Genomic DNA, 19,559 nt, shown 5'->3' on the forward strand with positions numbered 1-19,559 from the left:
TATATCCAATGGCAGATATTATTAAACTTTTACCCGATCACGTAGCGAACCAGATCGCTGCGGGAGAAGTCGTACAGCGACCTGCATCGGTAGTGAAAGAATTGCTTGAAAATGCCATTGATGCTGGAGCCACCTCTATTAAACTCATCGTAAAGGATGCAGGTAAAACTCTTATTCAAATTATCGATGACGGTAAGGGAATGAGTGATACAGATGCTCGTATGAGCTTTGAGCGTCACGCAACCTCTAAGATAACTACAGCAGACGATCTTTTTAATCTAAATACAAAGGGTTTTAGGGGAGAGGCACTGGCCTCTATTGCGGCTGTTGCACATGTAGATTTAAAAACACGTCCGTCTGGTGTAGAAGTGGGTTCTCATATTGAAATAGAAGGCAGCACGATCAATCTTCAAGAGGTTTGTGCTTGTCCAAAAGGCACCTCATTATCTGTAAAAAACCTTTTTTTTAATATTCCTGCTCGACGTAACTTTTTAAAATCAAATAATGTAGAGCTACGACATATTATTGATGAATTTCAGCGGGTTGCGTTAGCACATCCAGCGATATCATTTACAATGTATCATAATGAAGGCGAACTATTTCGATTGCATAGCGGAAATCTAAAACAACGCATTGTTGCAATTTTTGGTGGAAAAACAAATGAAAAGTTAGTTCCTGTTCAAGAAGAAACAGATATCCTGACAATAGGTGGCTTTGTGGTTAAACCAGAGTTTTCAAAAAAAACTAGAGGCGAGCAATTCTTTTTTGTAAATGATCGATTTATAAAGAGCCCCTATCTTAATCATGCTGTGACCGCAGCATTTGATGGATTACTTCCCGATAAAGCAAGGGCAAGCTATTTTTTATATCTTAAAGTTGACCCTAGGACGATTGATATCAATATACATCCCACAAAAACAGAAATAAAATTTGATGATGAGCATGCACTCTATGCCATGCTACGTAGTACAATTAAACATAGCTTAGGGCAGTTTAGTATAACACCAGTGCTTGATTTTAATCGCGATAGTGAATTAGATACTCCTTACGAGTATAAAAATAAGGGGGTAGTTACTCCTAAGATTGAAGTAGATAGAACATTCAATCCATTCGAAAATGTAGGAGTTCCAAAGCGTGGGGTACAACGTTCAGAGTTTGAGAAGGTAGATACTTCAGGCTGGGAAAAAATGTACGAAGGAATACAACAATCGCATGGTATAGCGAGTACCATTACGATTGAGAAAGAGGTGAGTACGCCAGATATGTTTGAAAGTGGAATGAACGATAGTGAAGAAGATTTTGCTTTCGCGAAAGCGAATAAGAATCCAGATGCACAGCAATCATTAGAAGCAACTACTTATCAGTTAACTAATAAATATATCGTAAGCACAATTAAGAGTGGGATGGTAGTGATTGATCAACATCGGGCTCATCAACGAGTGTTGTACGAAGAATTTTTGAGAAATATCACGGTAAAAGAATCTGTAAGCCAACAATTACTTTTTCCACTTACATTGACCTACACTACTACAGAGTTTGAACTCCTCGAGGAACTAAAGGAAGGTCTAGAGAATACTGGATTTTTATTTGGAACCATTAGCGGTGATATTGTAGAAATATGCGGGATACCCACTTCTATAACTGAAAGCCAAGTACCTGTTGTAATTGAGCAATTATTGAGTGATCTTGAAAACGAAGTGCCAGATTCTAGTTTTAGTCAAACAGATACGCTGGCAAAAAGTATGGCAAAAAGTCTAGCTATACGTGGAGGAGAGTACCTTAATGCTAGGTCTAGGGAGCACTTAGTAAATAGTTTATTTGCTTGTAAAGAACCTAATAGATCACCACTAGGAAAGACAACTTTTATAACCATGACGGGTGAAGAGTTAGAACGAAAATTTAAATAAATAATGGGAAGAATCACAGAGACGGTAAAAATATTAATCATAGTTAATGTGATTTTTTTCTTGGGCTCTTATTTTATTATAAAGCCAGAGCCTGCCATGCAATTATTTGCACTTTGGTTTGTGGAGCACCCTAGTTTTCAAATATGGCAGCCTCTTACACATATGTTTATGCATGATCTGTCTAGTCCTATGCATATTCTTTTTAATATGTACGCTTTATGGATGTTTGGAAGCCCAATAGAAAATGCGCTAGGACAAAAGCGTTTTTTGTTTTTCTATTTTTCGGCAGGTTTAGGAGCTGCGTTAATACATACTCTAGTAAACTATTATCATTTTAATAGTGCGTATGATACTTTTATACAACTAGGCTTTACAGCTAATGATATGCAAGATATGATTTCACAAACAGCTCAACCGGGCTCATTAATGCAAGGGAAAGCTATCCCAGTAGATTTAGCTCAAGAGTTTTTTGGATCCTATAACATTCCCGCTGTTGGTGCATCTGGTGCAATTTATGGTGTATTAGTTGCGTTTGGAATGTTGTTTCCTAATGCATCTCTAGGACTAATATTTATACCTATCCCTATAAAAGCAAAGTACTTTATTCCAGGTCTTATTTTATTAGATTTGTTTTCTGGGGTAACTGGCTTCTCAATATTTGGGGCAAATATTGCAAACTGGGCACACTTAGGTGGGGCATTATTCGGGTTTATTATGATGTGGTATTGGAAGAAAAAGGGATTTGGTCAAGCAAACAGATGGAACTAATATGGAAAATACATCTCTGTTATATAAATATCAAACAGCTAATATTGCGATAAAATTAATTGTAATAAATGTAGGGGTATTCTTAGTATTTAACCTTCTTCCGTGGATCATTCAGATAGATGCCATAGTGCTCAATAGGTACTTTGTACTTCCATCTGATGTAATGCGGTTTATTGAACAGCCTTGGTCTATACTGTCCTATGCTTTTTTACACTCTGGTGTGTGGCATTTGCTATGGAATATGTTATATCTATATGTCTTTTCTAAATTTATTGTAAACTTATTTAGTGAGAAGCGGTTGCTCACTGTTTATTTATTAGGCGGGATTGCTGGTGGCATTGTATTTATACTTTTATATAATCTGTTACCAGCATTTCAAGGTAATAGTGTCTTATTAGGAGCCTCTGCTGCTGTAAATGCACTTATCGTTTTTATAGCAACGTATACACCTAATACGGAGATTAGAGTTTTCTTTTTTAATCTTAAATTATGGCACATTGCTTTAATTTTTGTTTTAATTGATTTACTAGGGTTACCAACTTCTGGGAATGCTGGAGGTTCTATAGCACATTTAGGCGGAGCGGCCTTTGGCTTTTTATATGCTCAACAATTACTAAAGGGAAATGATATAGGTATTTGGTTTGAAAAGCTAATGGATGCTGTAGTGAATTGGTTTTCAAAAACACCCAAACGAGAAAAAAAATCTCCTTTAAAAACAGTTCATAAGAGAACAAACACAAAAAGGACTTCTTCAAAAAAAGTGACCATTTCTAAGAGTGAACAACAGCATCGAGTAGACGCTATTTTAGATAAAATAAGTAAAAGTGGTTATGAAAGTCTGTCAAAAGATGAAAAAGATTTTCTTTTTAAGGCGGGTAAAGACTAAGTATGAAAAATCTAGGTTTTTTCGGTAAGCTGATCTTTTTTTTCAATAGTATATTTGCGTTGCTACTCTTGGCTAGTTATCTACTACCGTACATACCACCACATTTTTTTCCGGCATTATCGGTTTTAAGTCTTTTGTTACCCGTACTTATTATAGTTAATATATTATTTTTTCTCTATTGGATTATAAGAGGTAAAAGACAACTATTACTTTCGGCAGTGATATTGGCCATTGGTTTTTCACATATATTCTCGATGTTTCGATTGGGAAACTCAAGTGATCTGGATGTAATTCAAGACTTTAAAATACTTACATATAACGTGCGGCAGTTTAATCTAAATGGCTGGAGTAAGGAGGTGCGAGTAGGAGAGCGTGTGTTATCCTTTGTAAAGGAGCAGCAGCCAGATGTGGTATCTTTTCAAGAATATCACCCTAGCTTTGTTTTAGATAAAACTATTTATCCTCACAAGCATAGCGTGATGGCTAATGGAAGTAAAAGCTTCGGTCAAGTTATTTTTTCGAAATACCCTATAGTTTCAAAAGGATCTCTAGACTTTGAAAAAACTGGAAATAACGGAATTTATGCAGATATCGCTACGCTAACAGATACTTTACGCGTGTACAATATGCATTTTCAAAGTTTTAGTCTTTCACCAGATTTAAACAGTTTGCAAAAACAAGATTCAAAACGTTTATTAACTAGGCTAGGCCTGGCTTTTGAAAAGCAAGAACAACAAGTTCAAAAATACTTAATAAATGAAAAGTCATCGCCTTATCCAGTAATTGTTACAGGAGATTTTAATAATAGCGCAACTTCTTATATGTATCGTAAAGTAAAAGGGGATAAGAATGACGCTTTCGCGAAAGCGGGATCTGGAACGGGTGCTACATTCTGGTTTGATATTATTCCTTTACGAATAGATTTTATTCTATCCTCAGCAAAATTCCCTGTGGTTAATTTTGAAATATTTGATACTCCTTTAAGCGACCACAAACCGTCAATGGCTACACTGAAAATTAAATAGCTGTAAGATTAATATTTTCTAAATATCCTTGAGCACTGGGCCCTAAATTAAAAAGTAAATCTAATACAGTGAGGTTAGCTAAATATCCGTGATTTTCATTGAATAATTGATGATACTCTGGTAGCGGGTATGCGGGCTCTTTTTTTGCTTTTAAGAGATGTCTAAAGTCTCTTTGATCAGGTTCTCTAAAGTACTCTTTAGTATAAACAGGCGTTATCTCAAGCTGTAGACAGTCTAAAATTACTTGGTGACAAGCTTCGTTAAATTGGATAAGTGAGTCGTATCTAGTATGGTATAAAGGTTCAAATTCATCTTCGTAATACTCAAAATAAGGCGATGTTTGATACGCAATTTTTAAACTGCGCCAGTGATCACGCTGCCAGTGAAATTTATTTTCAATTCTAACATCAAAATATTGCTGTCTCTCAGTTTTATCTTTTCTGTGTAAGATTGGAATGATCAGAGTAAGCACCCCTGTAGAGGTAGCAATATTCATTCTTGTGCGATAGGATTGCTTCTGAAAATTTCCTTTTGCCTCTAGGTATAATTCTTTTGCCTGAGTGATGACTGCATACTGTATAATAGGAGCACAGTATCCAGGCGTAATAAGAGCAGCTTCCATCAAGTTATTTTTTAGTTTTAGAATCCTTCTTTTTTCTAAAGAATGACCACCCAAAATACAACAGCAAGGCGCCCAAGAACCAATACTTGTAACTTACTAAAGGCCCATTTCCTCCTACAGTTGTAAATACACGATCCCAGCGTATACTGTTAAAGAAACCTTTTTTATTTGCATCTAAACTTAACCACACAAAAACAGGCTTTCCTACCACATGATTAAAGGGTACATATCCCCAAGAACGTGCATCTTGTGAATTATGACGATTATCTCCCATAAGCCAGTAATAATCTTGCTTAAAGGTATATTCTGTAAGTTCCTCGCCATTGAGAAGTATCTGATTTCCATTTACGGTAATTTTTCGTTCTTCTCCCATCTCATACCCTTCATACACTTCAATAATGCGTTTGTAATAAGGTAAACTCTCTTGGGTAATAGCGACCGTTTTTCCTTCCTCAGGAATATAAATAGGTCCAAAGGTGTCTACACTTGAAGAACGACCGGGCTGGTGTCCAAAAATAGTATTGTTATTATCTATTGGCTGAAAAGTTCTACGTTCAATATTTACAATATTACTATTGTTCTTAAGTTTTGCTATAGCAGCTTCACTTGCGTGAGCAATATGTACATAAGGTCCATTTTCACCTTTTACATCGGCTAAAATGATGTCAGAAATTTCATAACGTTCATTTACAAGATCGGTTGGGAATGAGTAATTTCCAGTAGCATCAGTAGCTCTTTTTACTAATAGCTCATTAGATGTAATCTCGTAGCTAAACTGTATACGAGCTCTATCTGGTAAGTCATTCTCTTTCCCATTTATATATACATATCCATTGCGAACTTCTAGCGAATCTCCAGGAATACCTACTGCTCTTTTTACATAATTAGACTTTTTGTCTATAGGTTTGCGTACACTTCCACGCATACTCCCAGGGGTAATGTCTACAAGAGTATCTACTGGCCAGCTAAAAACGACAATGTCATTTCTCTTAATTTTTTGAAAGCCAGGGAGTCTAAAATAAGGTAGTTGAGGTTTTGATAAGTAACTCTTCGTTTTTGTACCATAAATGGTATCGTGAAGCATTGGGGTAGCTACCGTAGTGATGGGGGTGCGAGCACCATAATGAAACTTACTCACAAAAAGCCAATCTCCTACTAATAGAGTTTTTTCTAAAGAAGAGGTAGGAATTACAAAGGGTTGCATAAAATAGGTGTGAACTATTGTCGCAGCTACAATCGCAAAAAGTAAAGAACTTGTCCACTCACCGCTTGATGATTTTGGATTAATATCTCGATCTGCTCGGTACGGAGCAGTAGTGGCGTAGTTTATATAAAACAAATAGAGTCCTAGTGTAAGGATGGTAAGCGCTGTATCTTTATAGGAGGTAAAACCAAAACTTCTGGCAGTTTCTACCCATATTACTGGAATCATAATAAGATTCACAATAGGTATAAATAGCAGTATTGTCCACCATTTTGGCCTATTAATGATACCCATTAATACTACTGCATTGTAAACGGGCACCGCAGCTTCCCATGCTTTTCTACCAGCTCTTACATACAGTCTCCAAGTACCTGCAAAGTGGATTACTTGTATAATTAGGAAAAATATAAACCATTGTATTAATGTCATCGCTATGTTTTTTATGTGTGATAGGTATTCAAAGCAGGTTTTATGTTACAAATCCAATACATCTTTCATAGAAAAAATTCCTTTCTTCCCTTTAATCCACTCTGCAGCTATTATAGCGCCTAGTGCAAAACCTTGTCTAGAGTGTGCTTCGTGTTGAATGGTGATAGTATCAACATTACTTTTGTAATTAATGATGTGTGTGCCAGGAACATCTCCTGTTCTTTCTGATGTAATTACTAGAGTTTCATTACTATTACCTTTATTTTCTTCTTCAAGTTTCCAATTTGTATAGGTAGTATTTTCAATAATACCTTCGGCTAAAGTAATTGCTGTTCCACTGGGAGCATCTAACTTTTTTGTGTGATGAATTTCCGTTAGAGTAGCTTGATATTCATTCCTTGGAGCCATAACTTCAGCAAGTTTTTTGTTAAACTCAAAAAATAAATTTACACCTACGCTAAAATTAGAGGCGTACAAAAAAGCGCTTTCTTTTTTTTTGCAAAGAGCTGCCATTTCTTCAAACTTATCAAGCCAACCCGTCGTACCACAAATAACAGGGACTTGAGCTTTAAAGCACTTTTCTAAATGAGAGACTGCTACTTCAGGAATACTAAAATCTATGGCTACGTCAGCATTTTCTAAGGTAAATTCTTCGGGTCTATTAACACGTGCAACAATTGTATGCTTTCTATCAACTGCTATTTTTTCAATAGCTTTTCCCATTCTTCCGTAACCTAATAGTGCAATGTTCATAATTTTTAAAATCGGTAAGTGAGCTTTACACCATAGTTTACAGTTTCTGAAAGATTGTCTAGATTAATATCCGGAGAAAAGGTAAGATCTTCATCCACATCATACTGTGATAAATGTGCATCTACATTTGCTTCAAGTATTTGAAGTACATAAACACCAGCAGATATCAAGATAAATAAATCTCTACGTCTACGTAATTGTTTCTGAGCATCGAGTAATGCATCGTCAGAGAAAATATTTGTTATGGTGCCATTTTCATCTCTTTCACTAAACTCATCTACCTGTCCAGCTAATCTTAGTTTATACGCATCTCGAAAGCGTTCTGATTGTTCAGAGTTCCAGACTGCTCCGTAAATTGTAGATCCTAGTGCGCCATAAACCAAGGGTAATTTCCAGTAATCTTTATTATATACTTGTCCTAAACCTGGTAACACAGCCGCATAGAAAGCAGCTTTCGCAGGTCGTAAGGGGTCATAGGCCTCCTTTTGAACCACTGTTTCTATTGAATCAGCTTCGATGATGGTGTCTTCTGGATCTTCTTGTTGCGCTTTCGCGAAAGCGTAAAAGAAAAAAAACAAAACAAGCGCTATGATTCTTTTATTCTGCACCCTTTATGAGTTTCTGCAACCTTTTAAAATCTTCTTCCGATGAAAAAGGGATGGTAATCTTTCCACGCCCATTTCTTGCAACTTTAATGTCTACTTTAGCGCCAAAGTATTCTGCAAAATTTTCACTTCCTTTTTCAATAAAAGTGGGAATTTCTTCTTGTATAGGTTTTTTTGTAGAAGAGGTAGCGTGGTAATTTTTAACCATTGCCTCTGTTTGACGTACAGATAATTTTTCTTGAAGAATTTTTTCGTAAATATCTAGTTGATCACCAGTATTTTCAATATTAATCAAGGCACGTCCATGGCCCATTGATAAGAAACCATCTCGCATTCCAGTCTGAACAATAGGATCTAGTTTTAGAAGTCTTAGGTAGTTTGTTATCGTAGATCTATTTTTGCCTACACGGTCACTCATTTGTTCTTGAGTGAGGTTAATCTCATCTATTAATCGCTGGTAAGAAAGGGCAATCTCAATGGGGTCAAGATCTTGACGTTGTATGTTTTCAACCAGTGCCATGGTAAGGCTTTCCTGATCATTTGCAATACGGATGTACGCAGGAATTGTCTCATTACCTATGAGTTTTGAAGCTCTATAACGTCGCTCTCCAGAGACAAGCTGATACTTGCCGTAACTCACTTTACGTACAGTGATAGGTTGTATCACACCTAGTTCTTTTATAGAAGAAGCAAGTTCTCTAAGCGTCTCTTCATTAAAGCTAGTACGGGGTTGAAAAGGGTTGACGTCAATATCTTTGAGGTCGAGCTCAACAATACTTCCTACAACCTTATCTGCATTTTTATCTTCTGCACTTTTAATGTCATTCTCAGGATCTTTTAGCAATGCTGAAAGCCCGCGGCCTAGTGCTTGTTTTTTTGTTGCTTTAGCCATTTGTTTAGCTAGTTTGTTTTGTGATCAATTCTTGAGCAAGGCTCAAATAGTTTGTGGCACCTTTACTTGCAGCATCATAATTTATAATACTTTCTCCGTAGCTGGGTGCTTCACTTAAGCGTACATTGCGCTGTATAATTGTTTCAAATACCATCTCACTAAAGTGTTTTTGAACTTCTTCAACTACTTGATTGGATAGTCTCAAACGAGAATCAAACATAGTTAATAATAACCCTTCTATGTCTAGCTCTTTATTATGAATTTTCTGAACACTTTTAATAGTATTTAATAATTTGCCTAATCCTTCTAGGGCAAAGTATTCACACTGGATAGGAATCATTACAGAATCTGATGCAGTGAGTGCATTAAGTGTTAAGAGTCCTAGTGAGGGGGCACAATCAATAAGAATATAATCATAGGAATCACGTAAATGACCTATGGCATTTTTCATCATATATTCTCGTTGGTCCTTATCTACCAGCTCTATTTCAATAGCTACAAGGTCGATGTGAGCAGGGATAATATCTAAGTTAGGAGAGGAGGTTTTTATAATTGCTTCCTCTGGACGAATGGTATGTTCTAAGATTTGATACGTTCCTATTTCTATACTCTCTACATCTAAACCTAACCCTGAAGTTGCATTTGCTTGAGGATCTGCATCTATGAGTAGTACTTTTTTCTCGAGAACACCTAGAGAAGCTGCAAGGTTTACTGAGGTTGTAGTTTTACCTACACCACCTTTTTGATTTGCAATTGCTATTATTTTTCCCATAAAAATTGGAGGACAGTTAAGAGGTAAAAGTACAATTTAAAATGCGTAATCAAAATCTCTCTAATATGAAAAACACCTAATTTGTAGATTATGTTTTGAGAATACTTTGTTATTTAGAAATGGCTTTTACCATCTCTTCTGTTACCATAGTGTCTTGTGAGTTTCCCCAGCTATTCATAATGTAGTTCATCACATCTGCTACTTCATCATCATACAATTCAAGATTTGCCATTATGCCATTGTAGGTTTGGCCATTTACGGTTATTTTCCCTTCTTGCCCATATTTTACGACTTTGATAGCTTCTTTAAACCGCTTAGGTGTGAGCCAATTAGATTTTGCAAGAGGAGGAAATGTTCCAGAGACTCCTTCTCCTTTTCCTAAATGGCATTGGATGCAAAAATCTTTATAAACGCCTTCTCCACGGGTTATAGATTTTTTTAGGGAATCTTGAATTGAGTAGTCTAGGTTTTTTTCTTCAGGTTTAAACTTTGCTTTCGTAAAAAATGTAATCGTAATGATTAAAACAGCGATACTAAGAAATATAATTTTCATCGGTTTTCTAATTCTCAAAAATATTGAATTTTGTCTAGGATTATTTTTTGATCAGTTTTACAATACCTTTCCCTTCCACACCTACATAAATAGTACCATTGTGATTGATAACATTACGCACGCGACCAATGTCTTCTAATAGTTTTTCGCGAGCAACAACGCGCCCTTCTTTTAGAATATCAAGCTCTAAATATTCAAATTTTAAAGAACCTATGAGTAAATTTCCATCTAAGTGCTTATCCCCAGTTTCATATGCAAAAGCCATTCCCGATGGAGCGATGGAAGGCACCCAATAATATAGAGGTTGCTCCATTCCTTCTTTTTTTGTTATATCTGTAAACGAAGTGCCACTATAATTTACTCCGTAGGAAATAACGGGCCAGCCATAATTTTTACCTGACTCTGGAATATTAATCTCATCACCCCCGCGAGGGCCATGTTCGTGTATCCATATTTTTCCTGTTTCAGGATGAACTGCTATTCCTTGAGGGTTGCGGTGCCCATAAGAGTAAATCGCTTCTTTAGCATCAGCTTTACGTACAAAGGGATTGTCTTTAGGAACACTTCCGTCATCATAAAGTCTATATATCTTACCTCCATCTCTCGTAATGTCTTGTGGGTTTGCATCGCGCTCTCCACGCTCCCCTATTGAGAAAAAGAGATCTCCATTTTTATCAAATCGTACTCTCGACCCAAAATGTTGTCCTTTTCTAGTATTAGGACTCCCTTTGTAAAGAAGCTCTTTTTTTATAAGAGTATTATTAACCAGTTTTGCCCTCATTAGTGCTGTCATGGCGCCATCTTCTTCCCCTTCTGGAGAAGAATAGGTGAAGTAAATCCATCCATTAGATTCATAGTCTGGGTGCAAACGTATATCAAGCAATCCTCCTTGACCACGAGACACTACTTCTGGTACATTAGCTACCAATGTTTTTTTTCCGTTTTTAAAATGAATTAATTCACCGCTTTTTTCAGTAATTAACATAGAGCCATCTGGCAGTACTTCTAGACCCCAAGGGTTTGTAAGTTCTGATACAATTACTTCATAGGTATAGTTTGTATTTGAAGTTAGCGGTACATCATCAACTCGTTGTTTTTGAGCACAAGCAACCGTCCCTAAGAATAAGACGAGCATATATATAAAGTGATTTTTCATAAGTTCAATAGTTTATGGACAATTTACAGAATATTCGGCAATACAAAAAAGGTCTGACTGAGGGTCTTTATAAGGATTTGTGATAAAGGAATGGTTTTTCTTGATAAGTTGTCAGCAAGGTTTGGCTTGTAAATCCTACTTTTGTAATAGTATATAAGTTAAGAATCTAGCAATTGTGAAAGGGGAGGTACGCTTTCGCGAAAGCGAATAAAAAATAGATCATGTCAATAGAAAAAGTAAAATGCCTTATCATAGGTTCAGGACCAGCAGGATATACGGCGGCTATTTATGCCGCTAGAGCAAATATGAAACCAGTGCTCTATCAAGGACAACAACCAGGAGGTCAACTTACGACGACCAATGAGGTTGAAAATTTTCCAGGGTATGTTGATGGAGTAACAGGTCCAGAAATGATGGTGCAACTACAAAAGCAAGCTGAAAGGTTTGAAACAGATGTACGTGACGGATGGGTGACTAAAGTAGATTTTTCTGGGGATGTACATAAAGCGTGGATTAATGGAGAAAAGGAAATACACGCAGAGTCTGTGATTATCTCTACAGGCGCAAGTGCAAAATACTTAGGATTACCTTCTGAGCAAAAGTATTTGAAAATGGGTGGAGGTGTATCTGCTTGTGCTGTTTGTGATGGTTTTTTCTACAGAGGTCAGGAAGTGATTATTGTAGGAGCAGGAGATAGCGCTTGTGAAGAAGCACATTATCTTTCTAAACTTTGTAAAAAAGTAACGATGCTTGTGCGTCGTGATGAGTTTAGAGCTTCAAAAATTATGGCAGCTCGTGTGAAGAATACTGAGAATATAGAGATTTTATATAATACGGAAACTGTAGAAGTACTGGGTGATGATGTAGGTGTGACAGGTGCTAGAGTTAAAAATAACGTAAATGGTGAGGAGCACGATATCCCAGCAACAGGATTTTTTGTAGCGATAGGGCACAAGCCTAACACAGATATCTTTAAAGACTATTTAAAATTAGATGAGACAGGGTATATCATTAATACACCAGGATCTTCAAAGACAAATGTACCAGGTGTATTTGTTTCTGGAGATGCTGCAGATCATGTGTATCGCCAAGCAATAACCGCTGCTGGTACAGGATGTATGGCGGCACTAGACGCAGAACGTTACTTAGCCGCAATAGGTGAGGTACCACAAGATGAGCCAGGTGTAGGCTCTACTTATACTGATGAAGTTCCAGCGGAACAGCAATAATATTTCTAAAAATAATATATACAAAATACGACAGCTCTCGCTGTCGTATTTTTTTTTAAATAGTTTTTTTATTTTCCATAAGAAAAAAATTACCGCTCTAACCCTTTCTCTAGGGCTTTCTTAATCCCTTCTAGATTCTCGGTAAACTCCATCATTTGAGAGAGTACTTGTGCCACAACTAATGGTTGCGAAAATTTTCTGTAGAAATAAATAATAACAAAATTTATTTTTTAAACATTTTGCTAATTTTATTATTCTTAATAAAATTAGCAAAATATGTCGTGTTTTGGAAAAAATATTAGAAAAATCCGTAGTGTCAAAACGCTGAGTCAGCAGGCTATGGCTGATCTATTTGACTTGAAAAGAGGGACTTTGGGGGCTTATGAGGAGGGTAGGAGTGAACCCAAAATTGATACTATTATAAAAATTGCTAATCATTTTAGCATACCTATAGGTGATCTTCTTACTAAGGAGCTAACGGTAAATAGTTTACTTAAATTTAAGTCTGATCTTACCCTTAATCAAGAGCTTTCTAAACGAAAACAGTTTCCAGACATTCCGTTAATAACAGAAAAAAACACGCAAGACTACTTGCAGCATCATAGTAAAGAGGCGTTTACTAATGACTTACCGTTTTTACAGTTACCTGTAAATCCAGAAAAAACATTTAGGGCATATACGGTGACCAGTCTTGAAATGAGTAGCAATGATAAGGGGTTATTTCCTAAAGACATTGTGGTAGGAGAGCTTGTACCTAAGGAAGTTTATAAAAAACTTAATAATGGTCATCTTGTGCTAGCAGTGGTAAACGATGAACTCGTATTACGAAGAGGTTATTTCTCTGGCACTACGGTGACCTTACGCGCAGATCACAAAAATATAGACGATAAAGAATTTGAAATTAAGGAGGTCAAAGAGCTCTGGAGAATACGATATGTCTTTTACCATCGCATTCCAGAACTGGCAGATGGTCTAGAAGAAAAAATGGCCATGCTAGAAGCTCAAATGATTAAAATAAAGAATAGCATACATTAAGAGGGAAATTTATTTGAAGCTTGCTTTGCTAAATAAGAAGCTATTATTTTTTTTACTAAAAAAGTATATTATTGTAATTACCCAAAACTAACTTTTACTAACCTATATATTTTTTTTGTGAGAATTCCCCAATCCCCACTCTTCGTTATTTTTACTTTTTTTTGCTGTATCCTCAATGCATCTGCTCAAGTAGGTATCAACACTACAAATCCAGATCCATCAAGTGCTTTGGATATTCAAAGTGACAACTCAGGCTTGTTGATTCCTCGGATGACTGGTACACAAAGAGATTTAATTATTCAACCAGCCAATGGACTAATTTTCTTCAACACAGATACAGATGAAATTCAAGTCAATATAAATACGGCTGTTGCACCAATATGGGAGTCTATAAAGAGCTCAGCCATAGTCAATCAATCCGTGAAATATATTAATACTGATTTTACTACAAATGTTAATGTCTTTCCAGCAATTGATTGTCCAATTTATGGAAATAACATGTGGAATGATAATGCATCACTTTACAGTCTAGTAGATTCAGAAAACCTCAATATCTCAGAGGCTGGTCGATATGAAATAGTAGTAAATATTTCACTTAAAGGTGTCACTACAAATACACGTCAAAGCCCAGAAATACGTTTAGAAGTAAATGGATCCCCTGTTGGTTCTTATGGGTCTACAGGTTATATGAGACGATCTAGCGGCACAAATGAATCATCATTGCATCTTAGAGAAGTTTTAGAAATAGGTGCAAATTCAAATATATCTGTAGGAATTGTACGTAGTGGAGCTGCAGGAACAACAAGAATGCGCAGCGCAGGTACAAGTAATATTTACATAAATAAATTATTGTAAAAATATAGCTAAACGGTTTTTGTGTAGTTTAGCTATATTTTTTCAATAATACGTCAAAAAACTAATTCCCTGATTTTATCACACCTCCAGAAAAATTTTTTTCTGGCTTGTCTATATTTTTTGGGTTTCCATAATAGTTTATTACCCCACCAGAAGAAGCTTCTGCTTTTAAAGCTTCAGAAGCATTAATTTCTATAACACCTCCAGAGGATATATCTGCTTTTGCAATTTTAGATTTTAAGTTACGTAAATTTGAAACTCCCCCGCTAGATCCTGATGCATCTAATCGGCGGGTTCTTCCAGAAATCTTTAAAACTCCACCACTACTTACATCAGTCTCAACATCATTTGCAGCAACTTCAGCCTTTATGGAACCTCCTGAAGATGCATTAAATTCCATATCATTTCCCTTTATTACTTCATTTGCAAAGATGCTGGCGCCGCTACTAGCACTAATCTCTTCAAGTGATTGTGCATAGGTTACAAACACTTTTTTTGAACTAGCACTACTTATTCCTTGCTCACAACGAATTTTAAGTTTTCCGTTTTGAACATATACCTCTGCTGCATCTACAAGGTTTTCATCAGCTTCAATAATAACAGAGTTTGCAGCCCCTTTTTCTAAAATGACATCCCAGCCATTTCCTGCTGAAACCTCTGTAAAAGGTTCTGAAATATTCATGTCTTCTTTAATAACATTGCCATTTCCTCTCAATTGTCCGAAGCTGATATCAAAATTGCAAGAAGTAAGCATCAGGGCTGTCAAGATACCCACGATAAATTTAATAACTGTTGTCATACTTTTTGATTTATTGCTGTAAAATCTGTGTGTAACATATTACAGGTGGTTGGTTAATTGTTTGATTTCTATTTGTGGTTGTAAAATTGTAATTTATTACGCTTTCGCGAAAGCGTAACTTACTCAACTGTAGTATTTTTATGCTGAATTGTTAATGAAGACTAATTACTTTAGTCAGTTGCCAAATTTCTTTTTCATTTTTAGTGAGCAGATTAATGAAGCGACCTGGTTTTTGTTCTGCATCTGGTTCTTGTTTATTATAAAAGGTATGGTATCCCATCGCGACTACCCCATAATTTGGGATTTCATGAACTTCAAAACTGCCTTCTACAAGTGTGCGTTTAACTTTGCCACATATATTATTTTTTAAACTTTCTAATAATCCTTGTTTATCAGTTGTATAGCCTCCTTTATCATGAAAAAATTCTATCTTTTCTGATATCATTGCGTCTTGAGCATCAAGATCACAATTGTTGTAAGCTTCAAAAAACGCTGTGTCCATGGCTAGTATCTCTTTGTAAAGTGAACTCTCCTTAGGTAACTGAGCAAATGACTGCAAACAAAAAAGGAGCGTAAAACTTACTATAAAAATTATTTTCATGGTTTATATTATTTGGATGGATGGTATAATATATGTATCTAGTATCTCAGCAGTCTGGTTGTGAGCTTCAATGCCTTTTGTAAATAAAGAACTGGTGAGAACGACAACGAGGTTAAGGTCATCAAATACGGCGATTTTATTTCCTCCGTTACCCAGCATAAAGTAACCCGTTTGCTTTTTTTCTGAACCAAAGTCTCCTATCCACCATAAATACCCGTAATCATAGTTAGGAGCCTCCATTGATGCCTTAGGAGTTTTGGATGCCTCAGCAAAACTAGAACTTATGATTTGCTCGTTATTCCAAAGCCCATCATTGAGGTAAAGTTGCCCTATCTTAATTAAATCTCTACTATTTAGACCTAGCCCACCACCTGTCATAGGTATGCCTGTAGGAGTGATTTGCCAGTGATAATCCTCAATTCCAAGTTTAGAAAAAAGTGCTTTATCTGCATATGCTTGCAAAGACCCTGTGACATTCTGTATCACATCTCCCAGTACCACAGTACCCGCAGTACAATAGCTAAAGTCCCTTCCGTATGGCTGGTCGCTGGGTTTTGACACCCATTCTGGATACCCTTTTACAGGCAAATCCCAATAAAATTTTACCCAATCCTCAATGAGGTACATTTTCTCTTCCTGTCCACGAGATAATTCATTCCAGTCATCACACTCAAGCATTGATGACATGGTAAGTAAACTCTCAATCGTAATTTTTTCTTTACGACTGTCTGGATTAGAAATATTGGCTACTTTAGAATATTTCCAAGCCGGTTCTTCTACATTTTTTATAAGACCATCTTGTATAAGTGACCCTATTAATGTTCCAGTGATTGTTTTTGTTGAAGACCTAGTATTGTGAAGTGTAGCTGCATTAGCCTTGTTATAGTACTTCTCAAAAATAATTTTTCCTTTATGTGAAATCACCACACTAGAAATTTCTTTATACACTCCAGCCGTTATTAAGCTGTCCATCTCATTAAAAGTATTCTGTCCTCTTCCAGCCCATACACTTAAGAGCATAATTATAGATAGTGTTATCGTTTTCATACAATTTTAATTATTTAAAATGCTATTGCTCTGGGGTGTTGGCTCAATGAATAATTTAGCAGATTTAAGAGAAGCTACTATTGAAATATAAAAGCTGTTTTTCCAGTTTCATTAAAATTTCTTTCAAACTTCACACCCGTTTTAAGCAGTTTGTCACGACTACTTGTGAGTACCGCATCGTATCCATCATTTGTTGTTACAGATAGTGTCAAAGAAGCTATTTTGTCATCACTTCTAAAGGTAGACCCAGCGTAAGCCAGGGTAACACCTCTTTCTAGAAGTTTTTCTTGCACACGTCTAAGTTCATTTTCTGTGGCATTTGCTCCAATAAAAAGAGAGATTTTTTCTTGTGTCATTTTTAGCACTACGCCTGTATCTGTCTTATTCCAGTTAGTCACAGAATCTCCTTCTTCATAGCTGCGTTCTTGCCATCCATCATCATCTGTAAACTCCCAATCTTCACGATCTTGGTCAAGGCAGGTCTCACATAGTAGTTTGTCACTACCCACTTTGAGATAGCTCTCTTCTGTCCCATTATCTAAAATATCTCGATAGCGACTTTCATTTCTATGATAAGAATAGGTGTTTTCATCTGCGATCAAAGTTGCTCCTTCAGGCAAATACACAATAACTCTTACCTCCCTGTCATTCCATCTACCATATGAATTAATAGATGGAGATGTAAAGAAGCCATCTAAAGAGAGGATATTGTCTGAAAAATCCATATGGTAGTCTATAGATTCTGCCAGCTCTTTTGCGCTATCATAAGAGAGGTTAGTTGCACGCTTCTCTATTTTAATATAACCAGTGCTATCTTTTGTGCTACGCACAATTAAAAGTACATCTCTCTCTATAGCTACACTCTCATCACCTTTACGCAATGTTTTTACGTATCCATTAGATCTACCAAAAGGGATGTCATAAAGATCACTTTCTTGCATTTGTATTCTTATCGTATCATTTTGCGTAATAGCAAGCTCGGTACGTTCGATTGTCTTCCCAGTGGTCATATCTGCGTATTTTACGGCCTGTTGTACAGCTAGTATACCTCCCGTTATTGCTGCTACAAGCCACACGCCCAGTAAACTAAGCTTTGCAGAGGTGGGCATTGACTTCATATTAGAAGAGAGAATCTTTAACCCAAGATAAAAGAGGAAGAAAAATGGTATTCCTATCACTAAAAATGAAAGTAATAACACAAGCCATATTGGCAACCCGCTATCATTAGAAAACCAGGGCATCTCAGTTAAATTGGGCGTGAAAATATCTACCATACCTCCTGTGAGAAAAGTGATAAGTAAGGAAATTACTACTGTAGCTCCAGTGATAATGAGGATAACCCCCACAATTTTAGCTAGTACTTTTAAGAAAAACATAATCACGGTACTAAGCGTACTAAAAAAACCCTGAGCTCCAGTTTTTACACGGCTACCGTATTTATCATAATCAACACGTTGAACTCTATCTGCAACATTTCCAAATCCTTCTTTTACTTTTTCTGTGATATTATCAATGTTAACAGCCTTTCCCCGCATTGCGAGTTTATCTGCTGTGGTTTGTGCTTCAGGAACAAAAACCCATAGCGCAAGATAGATAAGTGCCGTACCTCCTAAGGTAAACCAAGTAAGTACAATAAGTGATACCCATCCTATACGAACCCATAGAGGATCTATGCCTAAATAATGAGCCATCCCACTAGAAACACCGCCTATATAAGCATTGTCTGTGTCTCTAAAGAAACGACGTTGTGATATACGTGGAGCTTGTCTTGATTGAGATGAAGATCCGGTAGTAGTTTCATCTTCAAAAATATCGTCATCTACACGATAATCTTCTGGTTGTCCCATGATAGCAATGACTTCATCTAATTCACTTAGTCCTATTACCTGGCGGTCGTCTTTTACTCGCTCTGAAAATAGCTCTGATATCCTTGCTTCAATATCAGCAATAATCTCATCCTCTCCCTGCACACCTTGAAATGAACTTTTTATGGCAGCGAGATATCGTTGTAATTTACCATACGCATCTTCATCTATATGAAAGAAAATCCCTGCTAAATTTATATTTACTGTCTTATTCATTTTTTTTCGGTTTTAGTGGTGGTTACAACTGTAACTGCAGTTTGCAACTCATCCCAAGTGGTTGAGAGTTCATTTAAAAATATCTTACCTGTTTCGGTAAGTCCGTAGTATTTACGTGGTGGGCCGCTGGTAGATTCTTCCCACCTGTAGTTTAGTAATCCAGCATTTTTGAGTCTAGTGAGAAGTGGGTAAATAGTTCCTTCTACCACTAGCAATTTTGCGTCTTTAAGAGTATCTAGTATTTCGGCTACATAAGCATCTTTGTCTTTAAGGACAGAGAGTATGCAATATTCTAGCACGCCCTTACGCATTTGTGCTTTTGTGTTTTCAATCTTCATAA

20 protein-coding genes are annotated in these 19,559 nt (G+C 36.4%); 7 read left to right on the forward strand and 13 right to left on the reverse strand.

The window, feature by feature from the left end:
• Positions 1-8 precede the first annotated feature (8 nt).
• The 4 genes from mutL to OD90_RS11875 all read left to right on the forward strand — a co-directional run bounded on the left by mutL (position 9) and on the right by OD90_RS11875 (position 4,586).
• Positions 9-1,907: a DNA mismatch repair endonuclease MutL gene (mutL, locus tag OD90_RS11860; RefSeq protein ID WP_144669377.1), complete on the forward strand. Its 1,899-nt coding sequence runs from the start codon at positions 9-11 to the stop codon at positions 1,905-1,907.
• A 3-nt stretch (positions 1,908-1,910) separates the two neighbouring features.
• Positions 1,911-2,675, forward strand: coding sequence for a rhomboid family intramembrane serine protease (locus OD90_RS11865; protein ID WP_144669378.1), 765 nt, complete (start codon positions 1,911-1,913; stop codon positions 2,673-2,675).
• Entirely contained in the window at positions 2,650-3,561 is a 912-nt protein-coding gene (locus OD90_RS11870) for a rhomboid family protein (RefSeq protein ID WP_315897477.1), read from the forward strand. Before OD90_RS11865 ends, OD90_RS11870 begins: the two co-directional genes overlap by 26 nt.
• Before the next feature lie 254 nt (positions 3,562-3,815).
• On the forward strand, positions 3,816-4,586 hold the full coding sequence (locus tag OD90_RS11875) for an endonuclease/exonuclease/phosphatase family protein (RefSeq protein ID WP_186434759.1): 771 nt from the start codon (positions 3,816-3,818) through the stop codon (positions 4,584-4,586).
• Here OD90_RS11875 and OD90_RS11880 read toward each other — a convergent pair.
• The 8 genes from OD90_RS11880 to OD90_RS11915 all read right to left on the reverse strand — a co-directional run bounded on the left by OD90_RS11880 (position 4,579) and on the right by OD90_RS11915 (position 11,572).
• Entirely contained in the window at positions 4,579-5,208 is a 630-nt protein-coding gene (locus tag OD90_RS11880; protein ID WP_144669380.1) for a WbqC family protein, read from the reverse strand. The two genes, OD90_RS11875 and OD90_RS11880, sit on opposite strands and share 8 nt — an antisense overlap.
• A 4-nt stretch (positions 5,209-5,212) precedes the next feature.
• Positions 5,213-6,841 carry a signal peptidase I gene (gene lepB, locus OD90_RS11885; protein WP_144669381.1) on the reverse strand — a complete coding sequence of 543 codons (1,629 nt, stop codon included), beginning with the start codon at positions 6,839-6,841 and terminating at the stop codon, positions 5,213-5,215.
• A gap of 45 nt (positions 6,842-6,886) precedes the next feature.
• Positions 6,887-7,594, reverse strand: a complete 708-nt coding sequence (gene dapB, locus OD90_RS11890) for a 4-hydroxy-tetrahydrodipicolinate reductase (RefSeq protein WP_144669382.1) — start codon at positions 7,592-7,594, stop codon at positions 6,887-6,889.
• Positions 7,595-7,599: 5 nt separating this feature from the next.
• A complete protein-coding gene (locus OD90_RS11895) occupies positions 7,600-8,202 on the reverse strand; it encodes a DUF5683 domain-containing protein (protein WP_144669383.1) in 603 nt (200 codons plus the stop codon).
• On the reverse strand, positions 8,192-9,091 hold the full coding sequence (locus OD90_RS11900) for a ParB/RepB/Spo0J family partition protein (RefSeq protein ID WP_144669384.1): 900 nt from the start codon (positions 9,089-9,091) through the stop codon (positions 8,192-8,194). Before OD90_RS11900 ends, OD90_RS11895 begins: the two co-directional genes overlap by 11 nt.
• Positions 9,092-9,095: 4 nt before the next feature.
• Positions 9,096-9,863 (reverse strand): ParA family protein, encoded by a 768-nt coding sequence (locus tag OD90_RS11905; RefSeq protein WP_144669385.1) that lies wholly within the window; start codon positions 9,861-9,863, stop codon positions 9,096-9,098.
• 109 nt (positions 9,864-9,972) lie between these two features.
• Positions 9,973-10,416: a c-type cytochrome gene (locus OD90_RS11910; protein WP_144669386.1), complete on the reverse strand. Its 444-nt coding sequence runs from the start codon at positions 10,414-10,416 to the stop codon at positions 9,973-9,975.
• Positions 10,417-10,456: 40 nt separating this feature from the next.
• Complete coding sequence (locus OD90_RS11915; protein WP_144669387.1) at positions 10,457-11,572, reverse strand: PQQ-dependent sugar dehydrogenase; 1,116 nt, start codon at positions 11,570-11,572, stop codon at positions 10,457-10,459.
• Between the two features lie 221 nt (positions 11,573-11,793).
• On the opposite strand from OD90_RS11915, the gene trxB reads away from it, so the two are divergent.
• The 3 genes from trxB (at position 11,794) to OD90_RS11930 (ending at position 14,691) form a co-directional block, all read left to right on the forward strand.
• The gene (gene trxB, locus OD90_RS11920) at positions 11,794-12,801 is read left to right on the forward strand and encodes a thioredoxin-disulfide reductase (protein ID WP_144669388.1); all 1,008 of its coding nucleotides are present in this window, start codon (positions 11,794-11,796) and stop codon (positions 12,799-12,801) included.
• A gap of 276 nt (positions 12,802-13,077) precedes the next feature.
• Positions 13,078-13,836: a helix-turn-helix domain-containing protein gene (locus OD90_RS11925; protein ID WP_144669389.1), complete on the forward strand. Its 759-nt coding sequence runs from the start codon at positions 13,078-13,080 to the stop codon at positions 13,834-13,836.
• Positions 13,837-13,953: 117 nt separating this feature from the next.
• Positions 13,954-14,691 carry a hypothetical protein gene (locus tag OD90_RS11930; protein ID WP_144669390.1) on the forward strand — a complete coding sequence of 246 codons (738 nt, stop codon included), beginning with the start codon at positions 13,954-13,956 and terminating at the stop codon, positions 14,689-14,691.
• A gap of 61 nt (positions 14,692-14,752) precedes the next feature.
• Here OD90_RS11930 and OD90_RS11935 read toward each other — a convergent pair whose 3' ends face one another.
• The 5 genes from OD90_RS11935 to OD90_RS11955 all read right to left on the reverse strand — a co-directional run bounded on the left by OD90_RS11935 (position 14,753) and on the right by OD90_RS11955 (position 19,557).
• A complete protein-coding gene (locus OD90_RS11935) occupies positions 14,753-15,490 on the reverse strand; it encodes a head GIN domain-containing protein (protein ID WP_144669391.1) in 738 nt (245 codons plus the stop codon).
• Between the two features lie 151 nt (positions 15,491-15,641).
• Positions 15,642-16,091 (reverse strand): nuclear transport factor 2 family protein, encoded by a 450-nt coding sequence (locus OD90_RS11940; protein WP_261374508.1) that lies wholly within the window; start codon positions 16,089-16,091, stop codon positions 15,642-15,644.
• Between the two features lie 3 nt (positions 16,092-16,094).
• Positions 16,095-17,138: a serine hydrolase domain-containing protein gene (locus OD90_RS11945; RefSeq protein WP_144669392.1), complete on the reverse strand. Its 1,044-nt coding sequence runs from the start codon at positions 17,136-17,138 to the stop codon at positions 16,095-16,097.
• 77 nt (positions 17,139-17,215) lie between these two features.
• A complete protein-coding gene (locus OD90_RS11950) occupies positions 17,216-19,219 on the reverse strand; it encodes a PspC domain-containing protein (protein ID WP_144669393.1) in 2,004 nt (667 codons plus the stop codon).
• A complete protein-coding gene (locus tag OD90_RS11955; RefSeq protein ID WP_144669394.1) occupies positions 19,216-19,557 on the reverse strand; it encodes a PadR family transcriptional regulator in 342 nt (113 codons plus the stop codon). Before OD90_RS11955 ends, OD90_RS11950 begins: the two co-directional genes overlap by 4 nt.
• Between the last annotated feature and the right edge of the window lie 2 nt (positions 19,558-19,559).

The organism is Dokdonia sp. Hel_I_53, assembly GCF_007827465.1.
Lineage (GTDB): Bacteria > Bacteroidota > Bacteroidia > Flavobacteriales > Flavobacteriaceae > Dokdonia.